This is a genomic window from Fibrobacter sp. UWR3 (genome assembly GCF_900143055.1).
Taxonomy (GTDB): domain Bacteria; phylum Fibrobacterota; class Fibrobacteria; order Fibrobacterales; family Fibrobacteraceae; genus Fibrobacter.
The window spans coordinates 20,365-40,276 of the sequence record NZ_FRCW01000014.1; the positions used below are offsets into that span (position 1 = coordinate 20,365).

General features: G+C 55.1%; 15 protein-coding genes. 11 read left to right on the forward strand and 4 right to left on the reverse strand.

From position 1 onward, the window contains the following. Entirely contained in the window at nucleotides 1-3,633 is a 3,633-nt protein-coding gene (locus tag BUA44_RS14180; RefSeq protein ID WP_072813341.1) for an exodeoxyribonuclease V subunit gamma, read from the reverse strand. A 151-nt stretch (nucleotides 3,634-3,784) separates the two neighbouring features. Between BUA44_RS14180 and BUA44_RS14185 the strand changes: the two genes are divergently transcribed. Genes BUA44_RS14185 through BUA44_RS14200 form a run of 4 tightly spaced genes read left to right on the forward strand, consistent with a single transcriptional unit; the run spans nucleotide 3,785 to nucleotide 9,675 of the window. After that, a complete protein-coding gene (locus BUA44_RS14185) occupies nucleotides 3,785-4,768 on the forward strand; it encodes a bile acid:sodium symporter family protein (protein ID WP_072813427.1) in 984 nt (327 codons plus the stop codon). 45 nt (nucleotides 4,769-4,813) lie between these two features. Next, entirely contained in the window at nucleotides 4,814-6,787 is a 1,974-nt protein-coding gene (locus BUA44_RS14190; protein WP_143152022.1) for an FISUMP domain-containing protein, read from the forward strand. A gap of 12 nt (nucleotides 6,788-6,799) precedes the next feature. Then, nucleotides 6,800-9,310 carry an FISUMP domain-containing protein gene (locus BUA44_RS14195; protein WP_072813345.1) on the forward strand — a complete coding sequence of 837 codons (2,511 nt, stop codon included), beginning with the start codon at nucleotides 6,800-6,802 and terminating at the stop codon, nucleotides 9,308-9,310. A 26-nt stretch (nucleotides 9,311-9,336) separates the two neighbouring features. After that, the gene (locus tag BUA44_RS14200; RefSeq protein ID WP_143152023.1) at nucleotides 9,337-9,675 is read left to right on the forward strand and encodes a hypothetical protein; all 339 of its coding nucleotides are present in this window, start codon (nucleotides 9,337-9,339) and stop codon (nucleotides 9,673-9,675) included. 96 nt (nucleotides 9,676-9,771) lie between these two features. On the opposite strand, the gene folD is transcribed toward BUA44_RS14200, so the two are convergent. Together folD and BUA44_RS14210 are read right to left on the reverse strand one after the other, a co-directional pair. Further along, nucleotides 9,772-10,611: a bifunctional methylenetetrahydrofolate dehydrogenase/methenyltetrahydrofolate cyclohydrolase FolD gene (gene folD, locus BUA44_RS14205; RefSeq protein ID WP_072813350.1), complete on the reverse strand. Its 840-nt coding sequence runs from the start codon at nucleotides 10,609-10,611 to the stop codon at nucleotides 9,772-9,774. Nucleotides 10,612-10,698: 87 nt separating this feature from the next. Beyond that, nucleotides 10,699-10,932, reverse strand: a complete 234-nt coding sequence (locus BUA44_RS14210; protein ID WP_141398293.1) for a hypothetical protein — start codon at nucleotides 10,930-10,932, stop codon at nucleotides 10,699-10,701. Between the two features lie 267 nt (nucleotides 10,933-11,199). Between BUA44_RS14210 and BUA44_RS14215 the strand changes: the two genes are divergently transcribed. The 3 genes from BUA44_RS14215 to BUA44_RS14225 all read left to right on the forward strand — a co-directional run bounded on the left by BUA44_RS14215 (nucleotide 11,200) and on the right by BUA44_RS14225 (nucleotide 14,335). Then, complete coding sequence (locus BUA44_RS14215; RefSeq protein ID WP_072813355.1) at nucleotides 11,200-12,183, forward strand: FKBP-type peptidyl-prolyl cis-trans isomerase; 984 nt, start codon at nucleotides 11,200-11,202, stop codon at nucleotides 12,181-12,183. Between the two features lie 79 nt (nucleotides 12,184-12,262). After that, on the forward strand, nucleotides 12,263-13,621 hold the full coding sequence (argA, locus tag BUA44_RS14220) for an amino-acid N-acetyltransferase (protein ID WP_072813429.1): 1,359 nt from the start codon (nucleotides 12,263-12,265) through the stop codon (nucleotides 13,619-13,621). Nucleotides 13,622-13,744: 123 nt separating this feature from the next. Continuing rightward, on the forward strand, nucleotides 13,745-14,335 hold the full coding sequence (locus tag BUA44_RS14225) for a nitroreductase (RefSeq protein WP_072813357.1): 591 nt from the start codon (nucleotides 13,745-13,747) through the stop codon (nucleotides 14,333-14,335). 11 nt (nucleotides 14,336-14,346) lie between these two features. On the opposite strand, the gene BUA44_RS14230 is transcribed toward BUA44_RS14225, so the two are convergent. Continuing rightward, nucleotides 14,347-14,994, reverse strand: coding sequence for a CatB-related O-acetyltransferase (locus tag BUA44_RS14230; protein WP_072813431.1), 648 nt, complete (start codon nucleotides 14,992-14,994; stop codon nucleotides 14,347-14,349). A 142-nt stretch (nucleotides 14,995-15,136) separates the two neighbouring features. On the opposite strand from BUA44_RS14230, the gene BUA44_RS14235 reads away from it, so the two are divergent. The 4 genes from BUA44_RS14235 (at nucleotide 15,137) to glgA (ending at nucleotide 19,885) form a co-directional block, all read left to right on the forward strand. Beyond that, a complete protein-coding gene (locus tag BUA44_RS14235) occupies nucleotides 15,137-16,594 on the forward strand; it encodes a glycoside hydrolase family 5 protein (protein WP_072813360.1) in 1,458 nt (485 codons plus the stop codon). Nucleotides 16,595-16,613: 19 nt separating this feature from the next. After that, nucleotides 16,614-17,180 (forward strand): GTP cyclohydrolase I FolE, encoded by a 567-nt coding sequence (gene folE, locus BUA44_RS14240; protein ID WP_072813434.1) that lies wholly within the window; start codon nucleotides 16,614-16,616, stop codon nucleotides 17,178-17,180. A 111-nt stretch (nucleotides 17,181-17,291) separates the two neighbouring features. Next, on the forward strand, nucleotides 17,292-18,581 hold the full coding sequence (locus BUA44_RS14245; protein ID WP_072813362.1) for a poly(ethylene terephthalate) hydrolase family protein: 1,290 nt from the start codon (nucleotides 17,292-17,294) through the stop codon (nucleotides 18,579-18,581). 80 nt (nucleotides 18,582-18,661) lie between these two features. Beyond that, complete coding sequence (glgA, locus tag BUA44_RS14250; protein WP_072813364.1) at nucleotides 18,662-19,885, forward strand: glycogen synthase; 1,224 nt, start codon at nucleotides 18,662-18,664, stop codon at nucleotides 19,883-19,885. The last annotated feature ends 27 nt before the right edge of the window (nucleotides 19,886-19,912 follow it).

Sequence of the window (19,912 nt, forward strand, 5' to 3'; positions counted from 1 at the left end):
TCACCTCTTATACTTCTTGATGGCGATGAGCCTGTTCATTTTATCGGTCGCCTCGTCCCATTCGCTTGCGAAATTATCGGGAGAGAATCCGACATCGGTCAAGGGGTTGAAAAGACTCTTCTTGTCGAAAAATGCCCATGAATCGCTCAGAAGCTTTTCGGCGTAGCTGAAGATATTCTTTTCCTTGAGTTCGCCGATGAGGTCGGCAGGGACTGCCTTGCTGAACGGCATGGATTTTGTCGCCTCGTCACCGAATGCGGTGGCGTATATGGTCTCGATTTTCTTGCGGGCGTCTGCGGGAGTCATGACTACGCTCGTCTTTGCGGGGCCGCTCATTTCCTTGTCGCAGGAATAGATGGAGACGCCGATTGTCTGCGGTGTATTTTCAAGTTCGGGTTTGGCGGTGCCCTTGTACGTAATGACGGCGAGCGCCTTGATATAGGGGGACATGTACTTGTCGAAGGAAATTTTTTCGTTCTTGCTGCTAGTCGAGCTGACCTCGATTATTTCTGTCACGTCTTCGATTTTCTTTGCGTTGCTCCAGTCCAGCTTGCCGGAGAGAAGCCACTGGGAACCGTCGGTACGTGCGAATTGCAAATCCTGGATTTTTTGGCCATACGACCAGTTTGCCTGAATGTCCTGCACGAGGCCGGGCGCCTCGGGAGTGCCGCCCATCTGGGTGAGAATCAGCTTCTTCTTGGCGTCGATGGTTTGCCACTGGATTGCCCCGAATTCGCCGTTAGGCGTCTTTCCCTTCAGTTCGAGGTCTTTCTTGAAGTTTTCGAGTTCTTCCGATTCTCCCGAAAGTTCGGCGGCCAGCGCCTTCTTCAGCACGATGCTTGTATCCAGATGGTCGAAATATACGGGTTCGAAAAGTTCCTTCTCGACATCCTCGTCATCTTCGTCAATCAACATGAGCGAGATGCGGAACTGGAACGGGTCTTTGAGGAAGCTTGCGAGCGTGTAGAAGCCGACCCTTTCCGGAATACGCACTAGGTATTCCTTCAGCTTGTTTTTGTCCAGCTTTCCGAGCCTTTCCCTGCGGCGCTTCCTGATTTTTTCCTGGTGTTCCTCTTCGGAGAGGCGCATCCATTCGTACGCTTCCTTGTTGCGCAGGCTCTTGGGCGTGAACAGTTCGGTTACATCGCGCGTCTCGTCGAGCTTAATCTCCGTCTCCTTCCATTCCACGGCGATGAATTTCCGCAGGTCGTTTACCACCGACGACGGGTACAGTTCCGCATCCTTCTTGATATCCTTGTTCACGTAGCTCAGGTGGAAACCTTCCCCCGTGCTCATGAGCTGGCACAGGAACGCATAGCGGTTCTTGAGTACGGGCGAGTCGTCACCGGGCCAGGGCTTGCAGGATTTGCGCAGGTCGAGCGTATTGTGCTGTTTTGCCCCCGGGAACGACATCGCGTCGGCGCCGATAAAGAACAGGTGCTTTACGGGGAGAGTGCGGTTCGGGGCGAACTTCATGAAGGTAATCCCGTTCACGAAGATGTTCCCGCAACTGTATTCGGTTCCCTGTGCGGCGGTAAGGAGGGTCTGTTCCACGATTTTCATCGAGATTTCGTTCTGGCCGGCCGCATTCTGCCAGCCGAGAAGCGCAATCGCGTCGGCGACGCGCCTGTAGACGATGGTTTCACTCTTGAGTGCATCGGGAACGTGCGGCATGGCAATCCACTTGTCGAGATGTTCCGTGAGCTTTTCCAGGTCGCTGCACTTGTTCTTGCCGAATTCCACCCAATCCTCAAGTGTTTCGATGCAGTCGATAAACTTGCAGAGCGACGCCTTGTCGGAACAGGCCATATCGGAGAAGGGCCGTAGTGTATCGCCGTCGAACTTGACGTCGTATGTCGTCATCTGGGCCATCAGCAGGCGGTTCTTGACCTTGTCCCAGTCATCCTGCTTGTCGCGGGGGCGGAACGTATTCGTTTCGGATACCCAGTTCTGCCAGGCGTCCACCTCCTCGTTGGTAATCTTGCGGACCGCCTGCACAACGGGATTGCGGACCAGCGCAAAGAAGTCGGGCCTGGAAATTCCCTTCTGGTCGAGAACGGTAAACAGGCTCGCGAGTGCATTTTCGGTCAGGGAACTCCTTGCGGGCGAATCGACTATCGAGAACGGGATGCGCATCGTTTCGCTCTGGTCGAACACCATATTGATTGCCGTGCGGTAATCGTCGAGGCAGGGCGATACTACCAGGATATCCTCGACGCGTGCGCCCTTCCTGAGCAGCTTGCAGATTTGGGTATGCAGGTTCTCGATTTCGCGGATTCGGGTCGGTGCCGCGGTCACGTCGAGGGTGCCGTCGCCTACGCAGGATTCGAGACCGTCCATGTTGTTTTCGCGATGTGCGACGGCGTATTGTACCTTGTGCAGGAGGGTGTCTTGCGGCAATTCGATTTCGCGCCCCTCCCTGTCAAAAATGCCGTTGAAGTCGAAATCGTAGTTGGTCGCCTGGCACCAGAGTTTTATATTGTCGCGTCCGGAACGGCCCCAGTTTACGAGCAGGTCGTTTTCTGCCGGTTGCGTGCCGTTGCCAGCGTATTCGGAGATATCCTCGATGTCCGTCGTCGGGTCGCCGGATTCGGGATTCCCCGTTTCCATGATTTTCATCTTGTCCCTGATGTGCGCGGCATCGCCGGTACCCGATTTCCATTCACCGGTCTTGGAAACTTCCCAATTCCTGCAAATCTTCTCAGGGGCGGTAAACGCGTCTTCCCAGAATTCCATACACGGATTCTGGATGAACGCGTACACGTCGTGCTCGCTAGCATATTTCTGCAATATGACGCGGTAGAACTGCCCCATACCCGAAAGTCCGAAGATAAAGACGGGGAGAACCTTGCCGTTGTTACCGTGCGGAAGTTTTTCTTCGTTGAATTTACCGTTTTCAAGAGCCTCGAAGAGGTACGGGATGGTAAGGTAATTCCGATTTTCGTGCAATTTTTGGGACATTTCCTTGAAAGCTCGGGTCAACAGCGATACATTGTCGCCCTGCTTGTGGAAAATGGCCGAATACAGCTTTTGCTGCCATGCCTCGCGCCCCGCGAGCTTGCCGTTGAAATTCGCAAAGAACGGCTGCAGTTTACCCGCTTTCCAGTGGTCGAGAATGCCTTCTACATTGCCTTTAGCATTTTTTGCGAAACCGCTCGGGCGGCTCGTCTCGTATTCCAGGAAGAGTGACGCCATCTTCAGGGCAAAATCGAACAGGTGGTTTTCGTCAAGTCCTCCCTCCGGGTCGTTCGCGTTCGTGAGGTAGCGGGTCACTTCGTCGTCGATGCGCTTGTAGTTCGGGATACCGTCCGTTTCGCTCGTCAGGTAGGCGAGAATCACGTTCATCAGGATATCCGCCGAGAGTTTGCAGAGGCGGGTTGTTTTACCTTCCTTGTCCGTGACGACACCTTCCCCCACCAGGATATCGAACAGGAACCTGTCAATGGTGCTCTTGTTCAGGTTGGCGAGCACGCCCTTCTTCTTCATCCAGCGCAGGCGAAACCACTGTTCCAGTTTCGGGTCTGGGAATATAACGACCGGGGCGTTGAACGGGTCGGTCCAGGCGGCTGTGAGCGTGTCGATCATCTCGTCGGCGAGATGTTCCAGATTCAATGCAAATTTAAGATGTAGCATAGGCTTAATATACTCAAAAAAAATGTCAGTAAAGTGACAATCCGAAAAAAAAGATAATCCGCGCGGATTGCCTCTCTACTTATTTATCGCTCGCTCGGTCGGTTTTGTAAAATGGGTTGCCACGGACCCGCCACAATGCTATATTTTGCGCATGCTCAAGATTATCAGGGCTATCAGCCGTTTCCTTTCTACCTATACATCTCTGGTCGTCATCGGCGCCGCGGTGGTCGCCTTTTTCCTCCCGGTCGCGTTCGGCTGGGTTCACGGCAACACGAGTTCCATCATCCTGGGCGTCATCATGCTCAGCATGGGTCTTACCATCACCGTCGACGACGTGAAGAACCTCATGAAGCAGCCGCTCCACATTCTGCTCGGGGCCTGCGCGCAGTACACCATCATGCCGCTGGTGGCCTTCACCCTCACCAAGGTTTTCGGGCTCGACCCGTACCTGGCCGTGGGCATAATCCTTGTGGGTTGCTGCCCGGGTGGCGTCTCGAGCAACGTGATGAGCTTCCTTGCCAAAGGGGACGTGACGTATTCCGTGAGCATGACGATGGTCTCGACCTTGCTTGCCCCGCTCATGACCCCGCTGCTCGTGCTCTGGCTTGCCGATACGAGCATCGACGTGAACGCGAAGGGGATGTTCCTGAACATCCTGTACGTGACGGTTGCACCGATTCTGGTTGGCTTTGTTTGCAACTATTTCCTGGGCAAGAACCCTGTGTTCAAGGAAGTGCGTGCGAATATGCCCGCGGTTAGCGTGATTGGCCTTGCGCTGATTGTGGGCGGTGTCATCGTGACGGTGCGCCCGCACCTGCTTACGAACGGGCTTTCGCTGTTGTTCCTCGTGCTTGCGGTGGTGTTTTTCCACAACGGGCTCGGCTACGTGCTGGGCTATACCGTCGGGCGCATCTTCAAGTTCAACACCGCAAAGAAGCGCACCATCGCTATCGAAGTGGGCGTGCAGAATGCGGGCATGGCGACCGTGCTTGCGGCTGCCTTCTTCGCGAACCCCGAGAACGTGGCTGCCCACCCGGAGGCAGCGATTTGCGTGGTTCCGTGTGCCATCAGCTGCGCGTACCATTCCATAAGCGGCACGATTGTCGCGGAGTTCTTTGCGCGCCGTGACCGGTAAATTATTTATTATTGTGTTATAATAAGTAGGAGGAAACTTCGGGTTATGAAAAAACAATTGTTCCTGCAGATTCTTGTATTGGCGTTCCTGTTCGTCATGGCTTCCTGTGGTGACGACGATTCTGGCTTTATCGCCCGTGGCGACGGTTCCTCCCTGGAAGACGATTCGAGCGATTCCGAAGGTGACGAGGATTCTGCTGATTCCAAGAGTGGTTCCAGTTCCAGCAAGAAAGGTTCAAGTTCCAGCGGCAAAGGGTCTTCGTCCGGTTATTCGTCCTCCCGCTCGTCCAGTTCTTCGAGTGTACGCAGTTCCTCTTCCGTGAAATCCTCCAGTTCTTCGCTGGCAAGCTCATCTTCCATCGCTTACGAGGACATTCCCGGGAAGGCGATTGCGGGCGTGTACCAAGGCTTTGTCGGGCATGTGGTAATGCCTACCATCGAGGTACGTGCGCTGACAAGCAAACTGGAATATGTGGATTCTACGGTTTCGTACGTGGGAAAGATTGACTCTATTGGGTACCGGTTCAGTGTCCGGGGGCTCCCCGAAGATATCGAGTACGCCGAGATACACGTTAGGGTGAATGACGGCACGAACTCTACGATAAGGTACTACGTAGACGAGTATGCGGTAGTCAACCTGAAGGGGGTGGATTCCCTGTATGTGAATTCGGCGATGAACTTTATCTACAAGAGGGTAAAGTACCTGGTGCGCGAAAAAGGCTTGTCGTTTGACGAAGCCAAGGCGCAGGCGGAAAGCGACTTGCGAAAGGCCTTCTATGTCGAAGAGGCCTTCCATGACCTGGAAAGGATTGATGTGCTGCATGACGAGACGGAAGGTGGGTACTGGGCGGCGACAATTGCAACGACGGAATCCATCTCTTGGTTGGGTAATGCGTTGCGGACTGATTTCTGGTCGGATGCCTTTGTTACAGACGGTACGCTCAACCTGGGGGATGAACTTGCTTCCGGGCTGGCCAGCACGTTCTACAACTGTGTCGGTCTCGCTTGCTTGGGGGACGTCTATTCTAGGCATGCGAACCGTGACCGCATAAGGGTGAACCTGATAAAGTTCTTCGATACGGTCAGTGGGCGCGGTGCCTGTACTTCGGACCGTGCAGGGGATGTCTTCAGGGTCGCGTCCGATACCTCCTCGTCCGGTTTCTATACCTGCGATGGAAAGGAGTGGGACCGTTCTACCGTTATGGATAGGGATATGTACAAGTTGGATTTTCCGGTCTGCGGAACTACGGAAAAGACGGTCATTGGCGCCTCTAAGTTTGAATACTATTGCAATGGGAAGGGAACGTGGATTGAGGCTCGCCCTTGGTCGGTTGATGTCCCTGTAAAGTTCCGGCTCAATCCGGATATCGACTACGGGACTATGACCGACCCGCGTGATGGGCAGACATACGCGACTGTGAAAATAGGGAACAAGGTATGGATGGCACAGAACCTGAACTTCAAGGGCTACAAGAACAAGGAAGACGAGGACAGTACGCTTGTTGCGAACTTGAGCGGCGGCCACATCTGCAATAGCAAGAAGGAAGCGCATTGCGATGTGTGCGGAAGGCTGTACGACTGGGCTGCCGTCATGAACCTCAACGAATCCATGGATTCCGTCACGGCGAAGGCGATGATTGTAGACCCGCACCAGGGCATTTGTCCCGATGGTTGGCACATCCCCAGTACGGATGAATTTGAGCATATCATTACGGAATACTATAGCAGCAACACGGACAAGACTGCCGATATGCTGAGGTCTAGGCAGGGCTGGGGCAAGTCGGTCCCGGACAAGGACCCGGTAGGTTTTTCGGCGTTGCCCTGTGGCATATATTTTAATTCCTTGAACATGGGATGGGCTTTTGATGATTGGGGATCTGAGGCGTATTTTGCTGCCACGCCAAGATACCATTTACACACTGAAATTACCATGAGCGCGAGCTTTACGGGCATTGGAAGTTACGACAACAGTTCCCGGCATAGGCATAACTCTGTTCGATGCGTAAAGAACGACGACTAGATAGGAGGGAACATGAAGCATCTTCTTTCTATAGGCTTGATTGTGGTCTTGACGCAGGTGTTTTTTGCCTGCGGGGACGACGATTCCGACTTTATCGCCCGCGGCGACGATTCTTCCCTGGAAGATGACTCGAGTGATTCCGACGGCGATGAGGATTCTAGCGAATCCAAAAGCGGTTCCAGTTCCAGCAGGAAGGGCTCCAGTTCCAGTTCCGGCGGGTCATCTTCTAGCGCGGGGTCCTCTTCGTCGAGATACACCTACGACGTCTCTAAGATTGAGAAGGGAACGTTTACCGACAAGCGCGACGGGCGCGAGTACAGGACCATTACCGTTGATGGAAGTATCTGGATGGCGGAGAACCTGAACTACGCGCCGGCATCTAGCCTCGGTTGCCACCAAGACGATGATAAGGACTGCACCAAGTATGGAAGAATCTATACCTGGGGCGAGGTTATCGATTCTACAAAATCCTATTGTGGGTACAACATTGTTTGTGACCAGCCTCTCCAGGGAATCTGCCCGGATGGATGGAGGATTCCGACGAGGGGGGATTGGGTGGCCCTGCTTAGTAAGTTCTACGGATCGACTCCCTCATTCTACGAGTATAAGGGGTTGGCTCCGGCTCTGTTTTCTAAGGATAACGCGTCGAGCTATCAGGGGACCGATGATTACGGGTTTACCGTTGCCATTCCCGAAAAAGGGACGAATAAATCGGCTGCGTTAAATTTCTTTACGGCTACACAAACTAGTGGTAGTGAAAATATCAGACCATATTTCATGGTATTTGACTCAAAAAATATCAATGACAAGGCGACTACGAATTTTGCGTTTCCTGCTGCATTGCGGTGCATAAAGGGAGACTTGGTTCCCAATCTAAATAATCCTACGACGACATTCGGTGTCCGTGGCGAGGACCGGAAGGTGTGCAATGGTGCTGAACCAAACAGTTCGCTTTCTACCCGAGCCTGCAACAAGAATGGCGAAAATAAGTGCTCCATATACGAAGACGGCAGCTTGAAAATCAATGGCAAGTATATGTATCTCGAGGCTAACGGCAAGAAGGCGTGCCCTTTCGAATGGCATATCCCGAGTGTTAGCGAGTGGAAAGACTTTCTCGCTTATGTCGGTGGCGAGTGCTTTGCCGGGTTTACGCTCAAGGCGCAGAAAGGCTGGGGCGATGACTATGCCTTTGACGCATTTGGTCTCGGCATCAAGCCCACGGATGGCGATGAGGCCAGGTTCCTGATAGGGGGGAGCAAGAAGGGCGAAATAACGGGAAGCGTCGTATTCGCGAAGGGCTCGAATATCGCGACAATCAAGGACGATACCGCGAACGTGTCCGGGCTGCTTTGCATGAAGGGGCGCCTCAAGGACGATACCTTGAGTTACATGAACCCTGAACTCGAGTACGGGGAATTTACCGACAGCCGCGATAACAGGACGTACAAGACCATAAACATCGGGCATACCAAGTGGATGGCGGAGAACCTGAATTTCGAGACGGACAGCAGTGTCTGTTTTGGAGGGTATCACGGAAACACGACATTCTCGTGTGTGCGCTATGGAAAGTTCTATCGGTATGAAGATGCTTTGACAGCCTGCCCTGCAGGTTGGCGACTCCCCACAAAGGAAGATTTTGACACGTTGGTGTATATAGCGACGCCTTATAAGCGCGCCAGTACCTTGGTTTCCCAGGAAAATGAAACCTACAAGGGGAACAACAGTTCGGGATTCTCACTTATAATGATGGGGTATATATGGAACGGCAGGGATGACTTTGGTGATACGGCTACCTACCTGTGGTCAAGTACGGAGCTTAATGATTCCCTTGTATATACCTTGGTCGCCTATAAAGGAACCTATACGGATACTGCAAATGTTGCTAAAGCGAATGCCATAAGGGACACGAAGTTTAACGTCCGCTGCGTGAGCGAAGAAAAAGTGGTGTACGGGTATAAGGGAACATACGGTACGCTTGTCGATGAACGCGATGGCCATGAATACAGGACCATAGAAATCAACGGCACAACATGGATGGCAGAGAACCTCAAGTACGAATCGGAAAATAGTACCTGCAAGCGCGATTCCTGCGACATCTACGGGCTGCACTACTCGTTCCCGTTCACCTCCCTTGTCATAGACCCCCTCTGCCCGGATGGCTGGCATATCTCGACTACTGCGGATTGGGATAGCCTGCTCGCCTTTGTCCGTGCGAACGATTCGGCGACATACGCCCTTGATTTGAGATACACGTTCAGGTGGCCTTCGTACAACCAGGGTACCGACAAGTACGGTCTAGGCGTTATCCCGAACACCTGCTACCAGGATAATTCCGGCTACGATATTGTCAATGTCAGGGACGAGGCCGTGGCGTGCATTGGTGCAGAAGATGTCGAGAACAAGAAGGGCTACTACTACATCATGTCGTCGAACGGAGTCAATAGCGTGCGCAAGAACGTCTACAAGAGATCCATTGATAGCGACCGCTACCGCTTCGGAATCCGTTGCGTCAAGGACAAGTAACTCTTGCAAAAACTATATTTGTCCGTATGAAATTTGTTTTAGCGTGTCTTTTGTTGTGCGTGTCGCTTCCTTTTGCGCAACTCGTGCAAAAGAAGGCTTCCGCGCAGAATGATGCCGTCGATTCGGTCGTCATTCCGGGGGCGACGAAGAACAGACCGTTAGTTTATTCGGACAGTGCGACGCTGCGTAACGAACGTGCTGCATCCGATGCGAAAGCCGCGATGGACCTCAATTATTCGAACGATTCCCTCACGGGAACGCTGATTGGTATTGGCGCGGAATATGTCGGCCAGATTATGAAGAACACGCTCTCGCCCAATTCCGCCGAAGCGGACGCCGTTGAACTGGAACGCACCAGACGGTAACTAGTTCTGAGTTCGGAATTCGGAATTACGAATTAGAATAGTCGCGGCGAAGCCGCCTAACTAAGCAACTCTGAACTCTGAAATCCGAAATCCGAATTATCCCAAATACTTTTCGCCGCTTTCCACGCTCTGGTAGATGAGCGTGTTGATGGTCATGGGGCCCACGCCGCCCGGAACCGGGGTATACGCGCTCGCCACGTCGTCGAGACCCTTCTCGATATCGCCCACGCCACCCGGATGGTAGCCGGCGTCGACCACGACCGCACCCTGCTTGATCCATTCCTTCTTGATGAACTCGGGCTTGCCGACCGCACCTACCAGGATGTCGGCTTGCTTCACGAATTCGGGGAGGTTCTGCGTCTTGCTGTGGCAGATGGTCACTGTGCAGTCCGCGTTCAGGAGCATCATGGCCATGGGCTTGCCGAGAATCGCGCTACGGCCCACCACGACGGCGTGCTTGCCCGCGAGCGGGATGTTGTATGCCTTCAACAGGCGCATGATGCCTGCGGGAGTTGCGCAACCGTAGGCGGGTTCGCCCATCGCCATGCGGCCAAAGCCAAGACAGGTCACGCCATCCACGTCCTTGCGGGCGTCGATGGCCTCGAAGGCGGCGCGCTCGTCGATGTGGCGCGGAACCGGGTGCTGCAGCAAAATGCCGTGCACGTCTCGGTTGTCGTTCAGTTCCTGAATCTTGTTGAGGAGTTCCTCGGTGGTGGTGTTCTTCGGGAGCACCACGCGGATGCTTTCCATGCCCACACGGGCGCAGGCGTTGCCCTTCATCTTCACGTAGGTGGCGCTCGCCGGGTCGTCGCCCACCAGGATGGTGGCGAGGATGGGGGTCTTGCCCGTCTTTTCCTTGAGTTTCGCCACGCGGGCGCTGAGTTCTTCTTCAGTGGTCTTGGCGAGTGCCTTGCCGTCGAGGATGAGTGCTGCCATAATGTCTCCGGTGCGCGGTATGCGCGAAAATTACGGAGTAAAGATAGAAATAAAAAGAAAACCCTGCGCTGGATGGCAGGGGTTGCTTTACACGACCACGTCGAGAATGGCGGGGATGACCAGGCAGAATATTGCCCACGGGTACGATAGCGCGCCGGGGAGCCAGCCGGTAGATCCGGACTTGGGCGCCATGTGCGGAACGGCTTGCGTGGATACCTTGATGGAGTCATCAAGTGCGACCTTGATGTTTTCGACAGAGGAGTCGAATAGGCTCTTATTTTCGGCGGCTTTCGCCACTATATTCATAAAGTTGCTATTCATGTTATTCTCTCTTTCCATCCCTCGTGTATAAAAATAGAAACGTTTTACATGGAATGCAAGTATTCTTGTAACTCTGCGTTTACAAATTGTCCATGATGTGAAACGCCTCACAAATCGGGTAAAAAATGCCCGAAATGGTGCGAAAAAGCGGGTTTTGTCCAAATTTGCATCTGGAAATGCCCGTTTTTGCCCGAAAAAAGTTGGTCTACTGGAACGAAAATTCCTAATTTTTTGTGTGTTGAACATCACACCACGGAAAGGAACGCCATGAATCTGACCCGCTTTACCCTCCTTGCTGCCTCCTGCGCCGCCCTGCTTGCCTGTGGCGGGAACAAGAATGCCGCCCCCGCGACGGACCCGACTCCGGCCCCCGCTCCCGCGGCTGCACCCGCCCCTGCTCCCGAAGTGAAGGTTTCTCTCGACAGCACGGTCGACCGCTACAGTTACGCGCTGGGCATGGATCTCGGCAAGGCGATTGCGAACATAAACGTTCCTCTCAAGCTCGACGTGATTATCGCCGCCATCAAGGACGAGGTGGACACGACCCGCAAGGTTCTCATGGATGATACTACGGCGGAAAAGGCGCTCCAGGGCCTGCTCTTGCAGATGCAGCAGAAGAAGGAAGCCGATGCGAAGGCTGCCGCACAGAAGTCGCTCGAGGAGCAGGCGCAGTTCCTCGCGAAGAACGTGCTGGATTCCACGGTGAAGGTTACCACGAAGGGCGTGCAGTACAAGGTTATCAAGGAAGGCACGGGCATTACCCCCAAGGTGAGCGACAAGGTGCAGGTCCACTACATTGGCGCCCTCCTGGACGGTACGGAATTTGACAACAGCGTTAAACGTGGCGAACCGCTCGAGTTCCCGGTGAATGCCGTGATCGAGGGCTGGCAGGACCTGCTCCAGGTGATGAAGGAAGGCATGAAGGTGAAGGCCTGGATTCCGAGCGCGCTTGCTTATGGCGAGGCGGGCGTCCCGCCGATGATTCCCGCGAATGCGCTCCTCGTGTTCGAGGTGGAACTCCTGAAGGTGTACGCGGAAACCCCGGCTGTCGATGGTTCGGTGGGCTCGCCAACCGATGCCGCCGTTGCTCCGGCCGATACTGCCGCCGCTAAGGCTGCTGACCCCGCTGCTGCACCTGCCGAGGCAAAGGATTCCAAGAAGGCCGAACCCGCCAATGCTTCGACAAGCGCGCCGACCGATGCCAAGAAACCTGCCGCGAAGGGTGCAAAGAAGCCCGCCGCGAAGAAGTAACGCGAAATTGCGGGCCTGAAAAGGCAAAAATTTGTGGACGCGGCCCTTGACGGGGTCGCGTTTTTTTATGTTTATGTACATGAATAACACTGCGTCCGATTTCTATTCCCAGCACTTCGAAGTTGCCGGATTCATCCGGGAAGTGTTCGGCTATATGGACCGGTTCAAGGGCCAGCTGTTCGTGTTGAAGATAGACGACGGCCTGATGGACCATCCGCTGTTCCCCGTGCTCATGCGGGATATCGCCCTGCTGCACAAGGCGGGTATCCGCATCATTATCGTGCCGGGTACGCGAAACAGTATCGACGCACAGTTGAAGGCCTGGGAACTTGAAAGCAAGTTCGAGGGTGGCGTCCGGCTTACGAGCGAGGAGGCCCTGCCCCTCATTGAACAGGCTAGCCTCGGGGTTGCCCAGCGCATCATGAGCCACCTCACGGCGAGCGGCCTGAGCGGTATCCAGGGCAACTGGGTGCTGGCCCGGAGCCTTGGCGTGATTGGCGGCGTGGACTACATGCGCACCGGAAAGATCGAGCGGATTCAGCGCGATATTCTGGAGCAGCTGCTTGACGAGAATTTCGTGCCTATCATTCCGCCTATCGGCTGGAACAAGATCGGGCATGCCTACAATATCAGTTCTACGGAACTCGCGACCGAAATCTGCAAGTACATGCAGGTGGGCAAGCTCTTCTTTATCGGTAACGAGAACGGCATCAAGCTCAAGGGGCTCGTGACCGGCAAGAACACGAAGTACTTGGAGCCGACGGACTCGGGCGTGATTTCGGCACTGGACGTGGACCAGGCGAAGGAACTCCTGGAACTCAATTCCGACGTGCTCGATTTTGCGCAGATGGACTACCTGATGAACGCCATCCGGGCGTGCGAGGCGGGCGCGAACCGCGTGCATTTGCTGAGCGGTGAATTCCAGGGCAGCGTGCTGCAGGAAGTCTTCAGCGCGCGGGGTGACGGTACCATGGTGTACGCGAACCAGTACTCGAGTATCCGGCCCGCGAACATCGAGGACATCCCCGATATCCTGCGCATCATGCAGGACTACATCGCGAAGGGCTACCTGGTGCCGCGTACGCAGGAAAGCATTTCCGAGAAGCTCAAGGATTACGTGGTGTACAGCATCGACAACAGCATTCACGGTTGCGGCGCCTTGCACGAGTTCGAAGACGGGATGGCCGAAGTTGCGGGCATCGCGGTTGGCGCGAACTACCGCAAGTCGGGCATTGGCGATGCCATCGTGCGGCACCTGATTTCTGTCGGGCGCATGAAAGGCTACAGTAAGCTGTTCTTGCTGACCACGCAGGCGCTTGACTGGTTCTACCACTTCGGATTCGAGGATGGTACGGTCGAGGATTTGCCCAAGAGCAAGCGCGACCACTACAACCAGAAGCGCAACTCGCGTATCCTGATCCTCCCGCTGGATAAGTGACACGCAAGTGTCATCCTGAGCGGAGTGCGAAGCACGAAGTCGAAGGATCTATTTTTCATTCGTCATCCCCGCGATCCCTAATTCGTCATCCCCGCGAAGGCGGGGATCTCCAAGGAAAAGAATATGAACACACTCGAAGCAATTCGCACGCGTCGCAGTACCCGCAAGTTCAAGGCACAGCCTGTGGAACTCGAGAAGTTGAAGCAGATTGTCGAGGCGGGTCAGTTTGGCCCTACCGGCGGCAACGCTCAGACGAATCACTTCTTCGTGATTTCGGATGCTTCGGTGATTGCGAAACTCAAGGAACTTGTGCAGTCCGCGTTCGCGAAGATGGAACTCCGCGAAGACCTGTACAAGAGCCTCAAGAATTCCATCACGCTCGCCCGTAAAGGCAACTACTCGTTCTGCTATACGGCGCCCGTGCTGATTGTGGTCGCAAACAGGAAGGAATACGGCAACAACATGGCCGACGTGGCATGCGCGGTGGAGAACATGATGCTTGCGGCGAACGAACTCGACCTCGGCAGTTGCTACATCAACCAGCTCAAGTGGCTGAACGAAGACCCGACGCTCCTCGAATACCTGCGCGGACTTGGCTTGCGTGAAGATGAACGCGTGTACGCCTCCGTTGCCATCGGCTATGCCGATACGGAGAGTGGCCTCCCGAACCGGAACGTCTCCGAACGCACCGGCAACGAAGTCGTGTTCGTGTAATTTTTGCTGGGTTATTTCCCGAGCATCTCTTTAATTTTCTTCTTGACTTCTGTCAAGTCGCTGCTCGTGAGTACCGGGATAAGCGAGTTTATTTCTTCGATGGGTTTGTCCCACCAGCGCCATTCGAGCATCAGGTTTGTGAGTTCTTCGTCGAAACGCTTGCGTATAAATTGCGCCGGGTTTCCTGCGACAATCGTGTAGGGCTCCACATTGCTGCCAACGACGCTGCTTGCGCCGATAATCGCACCGTCGCCGATATGTACTCCGGGGAGTATCGTTACGTTCTGGCCAATCCACACGTCGTTCCCGATAATCGTGTCGCCTTTTAGCGGCATGTCCGCAGGTGCGGGTGCCTTCATGTCCCAGCCTGTGAGCGTGTAGAACGGGAAAGTCGAGACCGCGTTCATCTGGTGGTTTGCCCCGTTCATCACGAACTCCACTCCCGCAGCAATCTGGCAGAACTTGCCGATAATCAGCTTGTCGTTGTTCCACGGGTATAGGTGAGTCACGTGGCTTTCGAACTCGCTGTCGGCAATGTAGGTGAAGTCGCCCACGACTATGTTCGGGTTCTTGAGCGTTGGCTTCACGTAGATTTCCTTGTCGTAGCCCGCAATCGGGTGTACTGCCGTCGGGTCGGGAATGTTATTTGGTGTTGTCATGATTCCAAAATACATTATTTGTGTACAAGATTGACATCTTGTCAACGGAAAAAATGCCGGATGGTCGCCCGCGGACCATAAATCCATATATATTTCAGGTGTTGTTTGAAGTGAAGGCGTCTTTACGCCTTAAAGGGATGTTATGCTTAAAAGCAGACTCAGGACTGCGGCGCTGGCCGTTTCCTTCTCCGTGGCATCGCTTGCTGTGCTCGCGAATGCCGAAACGCTCCCGACTGCGGGCGAAATGTTCAACAAGATGGGCTTCGGGATAAACATCGGCAACACGATGGAAGTTCCGGGCAACCCCACGGGCTGGGGCAACAAGTTCCCGACAGAAGCCTACATCGATTCGGTGAAGGCGACGGGGTTCAGCACCATACGCATTCCCTGCGCCTGGGACAGCCACGCTAAGGACGGCGTGATAAACGAAAGCTGGATGGATTCGGTGCAGACGGTGGTGGACATGTGCATGCGCGCTGGCCTCGTGACGGTCCTGAACATCCACTGGGATGGCGGCTGGCTCGAAGAGAATCTGAAGGACGAAAAGAAGGACGAGGTGAACGCGAAGCAGAAATCCTACTGGACGCAGATTGCGACGCGTTTCAAGGACTATAACGAGAACCTGCTCTTTGCGAGCGCGAACGAGCCCGCGACTACCGACGACAATTACAGGCACGAGACGGAAATCCTGATGGTGTACCACCAGACGTTCGTGGATGCCGTGCGCGCAACGGGCAGCAACAATGCGAGCCGTACTCTTGTAATCCAGGGGCCTTCCACAAGTATCGACCGCACGACCGAGGTGATGCCGGTTTCGAAACTCCCGAAGGACGTGATTGAAAACCGCCTGATGGTCGAGGTGCATTTTTATGACCCGTACACCTACACGCTCATGAACGACATTGCCGACTGGGGCGCGCAAGTTTATCCGCAATACTACTGGGGCGACGACCTTGCGGCCGGTGCAGACATCGTGCACAACTGCGGTTACAACGCCTGGGCGGGCGCGATGGGCGACAAGTGCACCAGCGCGCAGATTCAGGAACAGTTCGGCAAGATGAAGACGAACTTTGTAGACAAGGGCGTGCCCGTGATTATCGGCGAGTTCGGCGCGAACGACCGCGTGGGCGTGCTGACGGGCGACAACTACGCGAAGCACCGCAAGGGCCGCCTTGCCTATTACGACGCCGTGATGAAACTCGCGAAACAGAACAAGGTGGTGCCCATCGCCTGGGATACGGGCCACGAGGGCGAAAACAACATGACGATTATCCGCAGGCAGTCCGCGCCGGATGGCTCCGTGTTCGACATGGACGTGCTGAAGATTATGCGCAGTGCCTACGGGCTCGGCGACTACGTGAACGGCGGCGAAACGACGGGAATTGTGAACGGCGCGCAGTTGGGTGAGGGCTTGGCGCGTGCGACCTCCGGGATTGTCCGCGTGGGCAACCGCCTGGAATCTGCGGGCGAAATCAGGCTGTTCAACCTGAACGGAACGCTTGTCCGCACCGCGATAAACGGCATGTCGCTCGAAAACATTCCGCACGGTATATATATTGCCAAGGGCGCTGGCGCCTTGGTGAGGGTTGATATCCGGTAATTTTTCTATCTTTTCCCGCATGAACTTGAAGATGATGGAAGACGGCTTCCGGATGATTCTCGCCGGCATGGGCGAGAATCCGAACCGCGAAGGCTTGCTCGATACGCCGAAGCGTGTCGCGAAGATGTATGCCGAGCTCATGACCGGCCTTTCGGGCGAGATGCGTGCCGAAGACATTCTCAAGACGCGTTTCCACGAGAAGTACGACGAGATGATTATCGTGCCGGACATCGAGTTCGCGAGCATGTGCGAACATCATTTTCTGCCTTTTACGGGCAAGGCCCACGTGGCCTACATTCCGGGCGACTGCGTGGTGGGACTTTCCAAGATTCCGCGCGTCGTTGAATTCTATGCCCGCTTCCCGCAAATCCAGGAACGCATGACCCGCCAGATTGCAGAACTCATCCAGAAGGAACTGAACCCGAAGGGAGTCGCGGTGGTGCTCGAGGCATCGCACATGTGCATGACGATGCGCGGGGTAAAGAAGCCGGGTGCCACGATGGTCACGACCCAGCTTCTGGGCAGGTTCAAGACCGACGAGAAGACCCGTGCCGAGTTCATGTCGCGCATCTACGCCCCCCGGTAAACAGCTCCTTTTGGATTTATTGTCCATAGAAACTCGCGAAAACCGCGAGTTTTTCCTTTTTTTGCAAGGTATCTTTATATGCGGTTACGGAGTAAATCAAGGAGTAATACAATGAAATCTCGATTCTTCAGGAATCTGGCGAAGGGCCTCGTGGTTGTAAGTGCCGCCCTTGCCGTTGTCAACTGCGACGAATCTACCGTTGCCGCCGCCCAGCAGCAATACGACCCGAACGATCCGCTTGCCGCGCTCAGTTCCTCGGGCATGGCCGACCCCGCCCAGGTGGGTGATGTCGACCCGACTCTTGCTTCCAGCAGCTCTACTGATATTATCGGTGGCGGCGAAGTTGATCCTTGGGCGGACCCCTGCGTGGCCTCTAGCTTGCCTGATGCATGCGGCCCGGGAACGAATCCGCTTCCGACCTCCAGTGCAGATGTGAATCCTGCTTCCAGCGCAGATGTGAATCCTGCTTCCAGCGCAGATGTGGCCCCGGTTTCCAGCGCGGTTGTCGAAAATCCCGCTTCCAGTTCCAGCGAAGCTGCCCCGGTCGTTTCTTCTTCCAGCGAAGATGCGAAGCCCGCCGTTTCGAAAATTTTCCTCGCGAACGACAAGGAAGAAGAAAAGAACTATATGGAAGTCGAGTACAAGACGAATACCGGCTGGGATGGGGAAGGAATCCTTGCGTACCCCAAGCGCTTGACCGACAATCCGGACCAGAAGCATGCCGTCGTGGTATGGGGCCCCGGTGGTGGTACAAAACCGAGTGCTTACGAAGGCATGATTCGCCGTCTTGCCTCCCACGGTTTCGTGGTGGTTGCTCTCAAGGAATCTCCGGGCAATGCGACCCAGGCCATCAAGGCTCTCGACTGGCTGGATGGGCTGAACAAGGACTCGAATAGCCCGCTGTTTGGCAAGCTCGACATGAATACGGTCGGTTGCTCGGGCCACTCCATGGGCGGTCTTGAATCCGAACAGGCCCTCATCAAGGACAGGCGCGTGCTTACCGCGTTCCTCAACAACAGCGGTGACTGGGGCGGAGCCGGTGCCATGAAGGTGGCAACCGACCGGACTATCGCAATCCTCTACGGTGAAGGCGGCATGGAACGCGGCAACGCCGAGAACGATTACAACAACGCGAATGTCAAGGCGCCTGCATGCCTTATCCAGATGACGGGAGGCAAGGGTACCGAATGCTACGAAGTTTCCCCTGGCCGCAGGGAATGCGGTTACGGTCACGGTTCCGGTTCCTGGGACGGCATGGCTGCGACGGTTGCCTGGATGCGCTGGCACCTCGGTGGCGAGGAATGGCGCAAGGCGGACTTCGTAGGCACCAGTGGCAAGTATATCGACGGCAACATCATTGGTAAGCAGGGCAACTGGAAAACCCAGTGCAAGAACTTCTAAGAATTTCCACACTCACTCCAAGCACCTCGCCCCACAGGCGGGGTGTTTTTTTATAATTATTGGTGAAAAGGAGTTCCTTCATGAACGCAGCAATTCTTACTAACGAGTTTCCGCCGGAAATTTACGGCGGCGCAGGTATCCACGTCAAGTTCCTTACGCAGGAACTTTCGAAACTTTGTCACATCGAGGCGCGCTGCTTCGGGAGCCAGGATGTAGACGAGGACAATGTCCGTGCAATCGGGTTTTCGCGCAAGCTGGGCCTGGACCCGGCCGATGACCGCTTCCAGAAGATTTTCAAGCCGCTCGATATCAACCTGCAGTGGGCCGCTACCCTCAAGGATATCGACGTAATCCATTGCCACACCTGGTACAGCCACTTCGGTGGCGTGCTCGCGAGTCGCCTTCTGCAGTGCCCGCTAATCCTCACCACGCACTCGCTGGAACCGCACCGCCCGTGGAAGGCCGAACAGCTGGGCGATGGCGGTTATGCCATGAGCTGCTGGATCGAGCGCACCGCATACGAGGCTGCCGACGGCGTGATTGCGGTGAGCCAAGGCATGAAGCGCGACGTGATGAAGCTTTACGGCGTGCCCGAGGACCGCGTGAAGGTTATCTACAACGGCATCGACCCGGAATTCTACGCGCCGACATTCAATGCGGGCATCCTCGAGAAGTGGGGCGTAGACCCGAACCGCCCCTACGTGCTGTTCGTGGGCCGCATTACGCGCCAGAAGGGCATTAGCCAGCTTATCCAGGCCATTCCGCAAATCGACAAGAAGGCGCAGGTGGTGCTCTGTGCGGGTGCTCCCGATACGGTGGAACTCGCCGAGGAATGCAAGTCGCTTATCGAAAAGGTCCAGGCCTCCCGCGACGGCGTGGTGTGGATTCAGGAAGCCGTCCCGCACGAGGAACTCCGCGTGCTCTACAGCCATGCGACCGTGTTTGCTACGCCCTCGCTCTACGAGCCGTTCGGGATTATCAACCTCGAGGCGATGAGCTGCGGGACCCCGGTGGTGGGTTCTGCGGTGGGCGGGATTCCCGAGATTATCGTGGACGGCGAAACCGGATTCCTGGTGCCGCTCAAGCACGTGTCCGAGACGGATTTCGAGCCTGCCGACCCCAAGGCCTTCCAGACCGACTTTGCAAACAAGTTAAACAAGGTTCTCGCAGACCCGGAACTTGCGAAGAAGATGGGCGAGGTGAGCCGCAAGCGTGCCGTAGATGTGTTCAGCTGGAAGTCTATCGCCAAGCAGACGTACGACTTTTACCAGGAATGCATCGAGCGCTACAAGAAAAGTAAGTAATATTTTATCCGGCTAAAAAAGGAGTTT

Bases quoted from the DNA above. Each gene is read 5' to 3' on its own strand.
- argA (WP_072813429.1), top strand. From the start codon at position 12,263: ATGAATAACACTGCGTCCGATTTCTATTCCCAGCACTTCGAAGTTGCC.
- folE (WP_072813434.1), top strand. From the start codon at position 16,614: ATGAACTTGAAGATGATGGAAGACGGCTTCCGGATGATTCTCGCCGGC.
- BUA44_RS14200 (WP_143152023.1), top strand. From the start codon at position 9,337: ATGAAATTTGTTTTAGCGTGTCTTTTGTTGTGCGTGTCGCTTCCTTTT.
- BUA44_RS14215 (WP_072813355.1), top strand. From the start codon at position 11,200: ATGAATCTGACCCGCTTTACCCTCCTTGCTGCCTCCTGCGCCGCCCTG.
- BUA44_RS14245 (WP_072813362.1), top strand. From the start codon at position 17,292: ATGAAATCTCGATTCTTCAGGAATCTGGCGAAGGGCCTCGTGGTTGTA.
- BUA44_RS14235 (WP_072813360.1), top strand. From the start codon at position 15,137: ATGCTTAAAAGCAGACTCAGGACTGCGGCGCTGGCCGTTTCCTTCTCC.
- BUA44_RS14225 (WP_072813357.1), top strand. From the start codon at position 13,745: ATGAACACACTCGAAGCAATTCGCACGCGTCGCAGTACCCGCAAGTTC.
- BUA44_RS14230 (WP_072813431.1), bottom strand. From the start codon at position 14,994: ATGACAACACCAAATAACATTCCCGACCCGACGGCAGTACACCCGATT.
- BUA44_RS14185 (WP_072813427.1), top strand. From the start codon at position 3,785: ATGCTCAAGATTATCAGGGCTATCAGCCGTTTCCTTTCTACCTATACA.
- BUA44_RS14180 (WP_072813341.1), bottom strand. From the start codon at position 3,633: ATGCTACATCTTAAATTTGCATTGAATCTGGAACATCTCGCCGACGAG.
- BUA44_RS14195 (WP_072813345.1), top strand. From the start codon at position 6,800: ATGAAGCATCTTCTTTCTATAGGCTTGATTGTGGTCTTGACGCAGGTG.
- BUA44_RS14210 (WP_141398293.1), bottom strand. From the start codon at position 10,932: ATGAATAGCAACTTTATGAATATAGTGGCGAAAGCCGCCGAAAATAAG.
- folD (WP_072813350.1), bottom strand. From the start codon at position 10,611: ATGGCAGCACTCATCCTCGACGGCAAGGCACTCGCCAAGACCACTGAA.
- BUA44_RS14190 (WP_143152022.1), top strand. From the start codon at position 4,814: ATGAAAAAACAATTGTTCCTGCAGATTCTTGTATTGGCGTTCCTGTTC.
- glgA (WP_072813364.1), top strand. From the start codon at position 18,662: ATGAACGCAGCAATTCTTACTAACGAGTTTCCGCCGGAAATTTACGGC.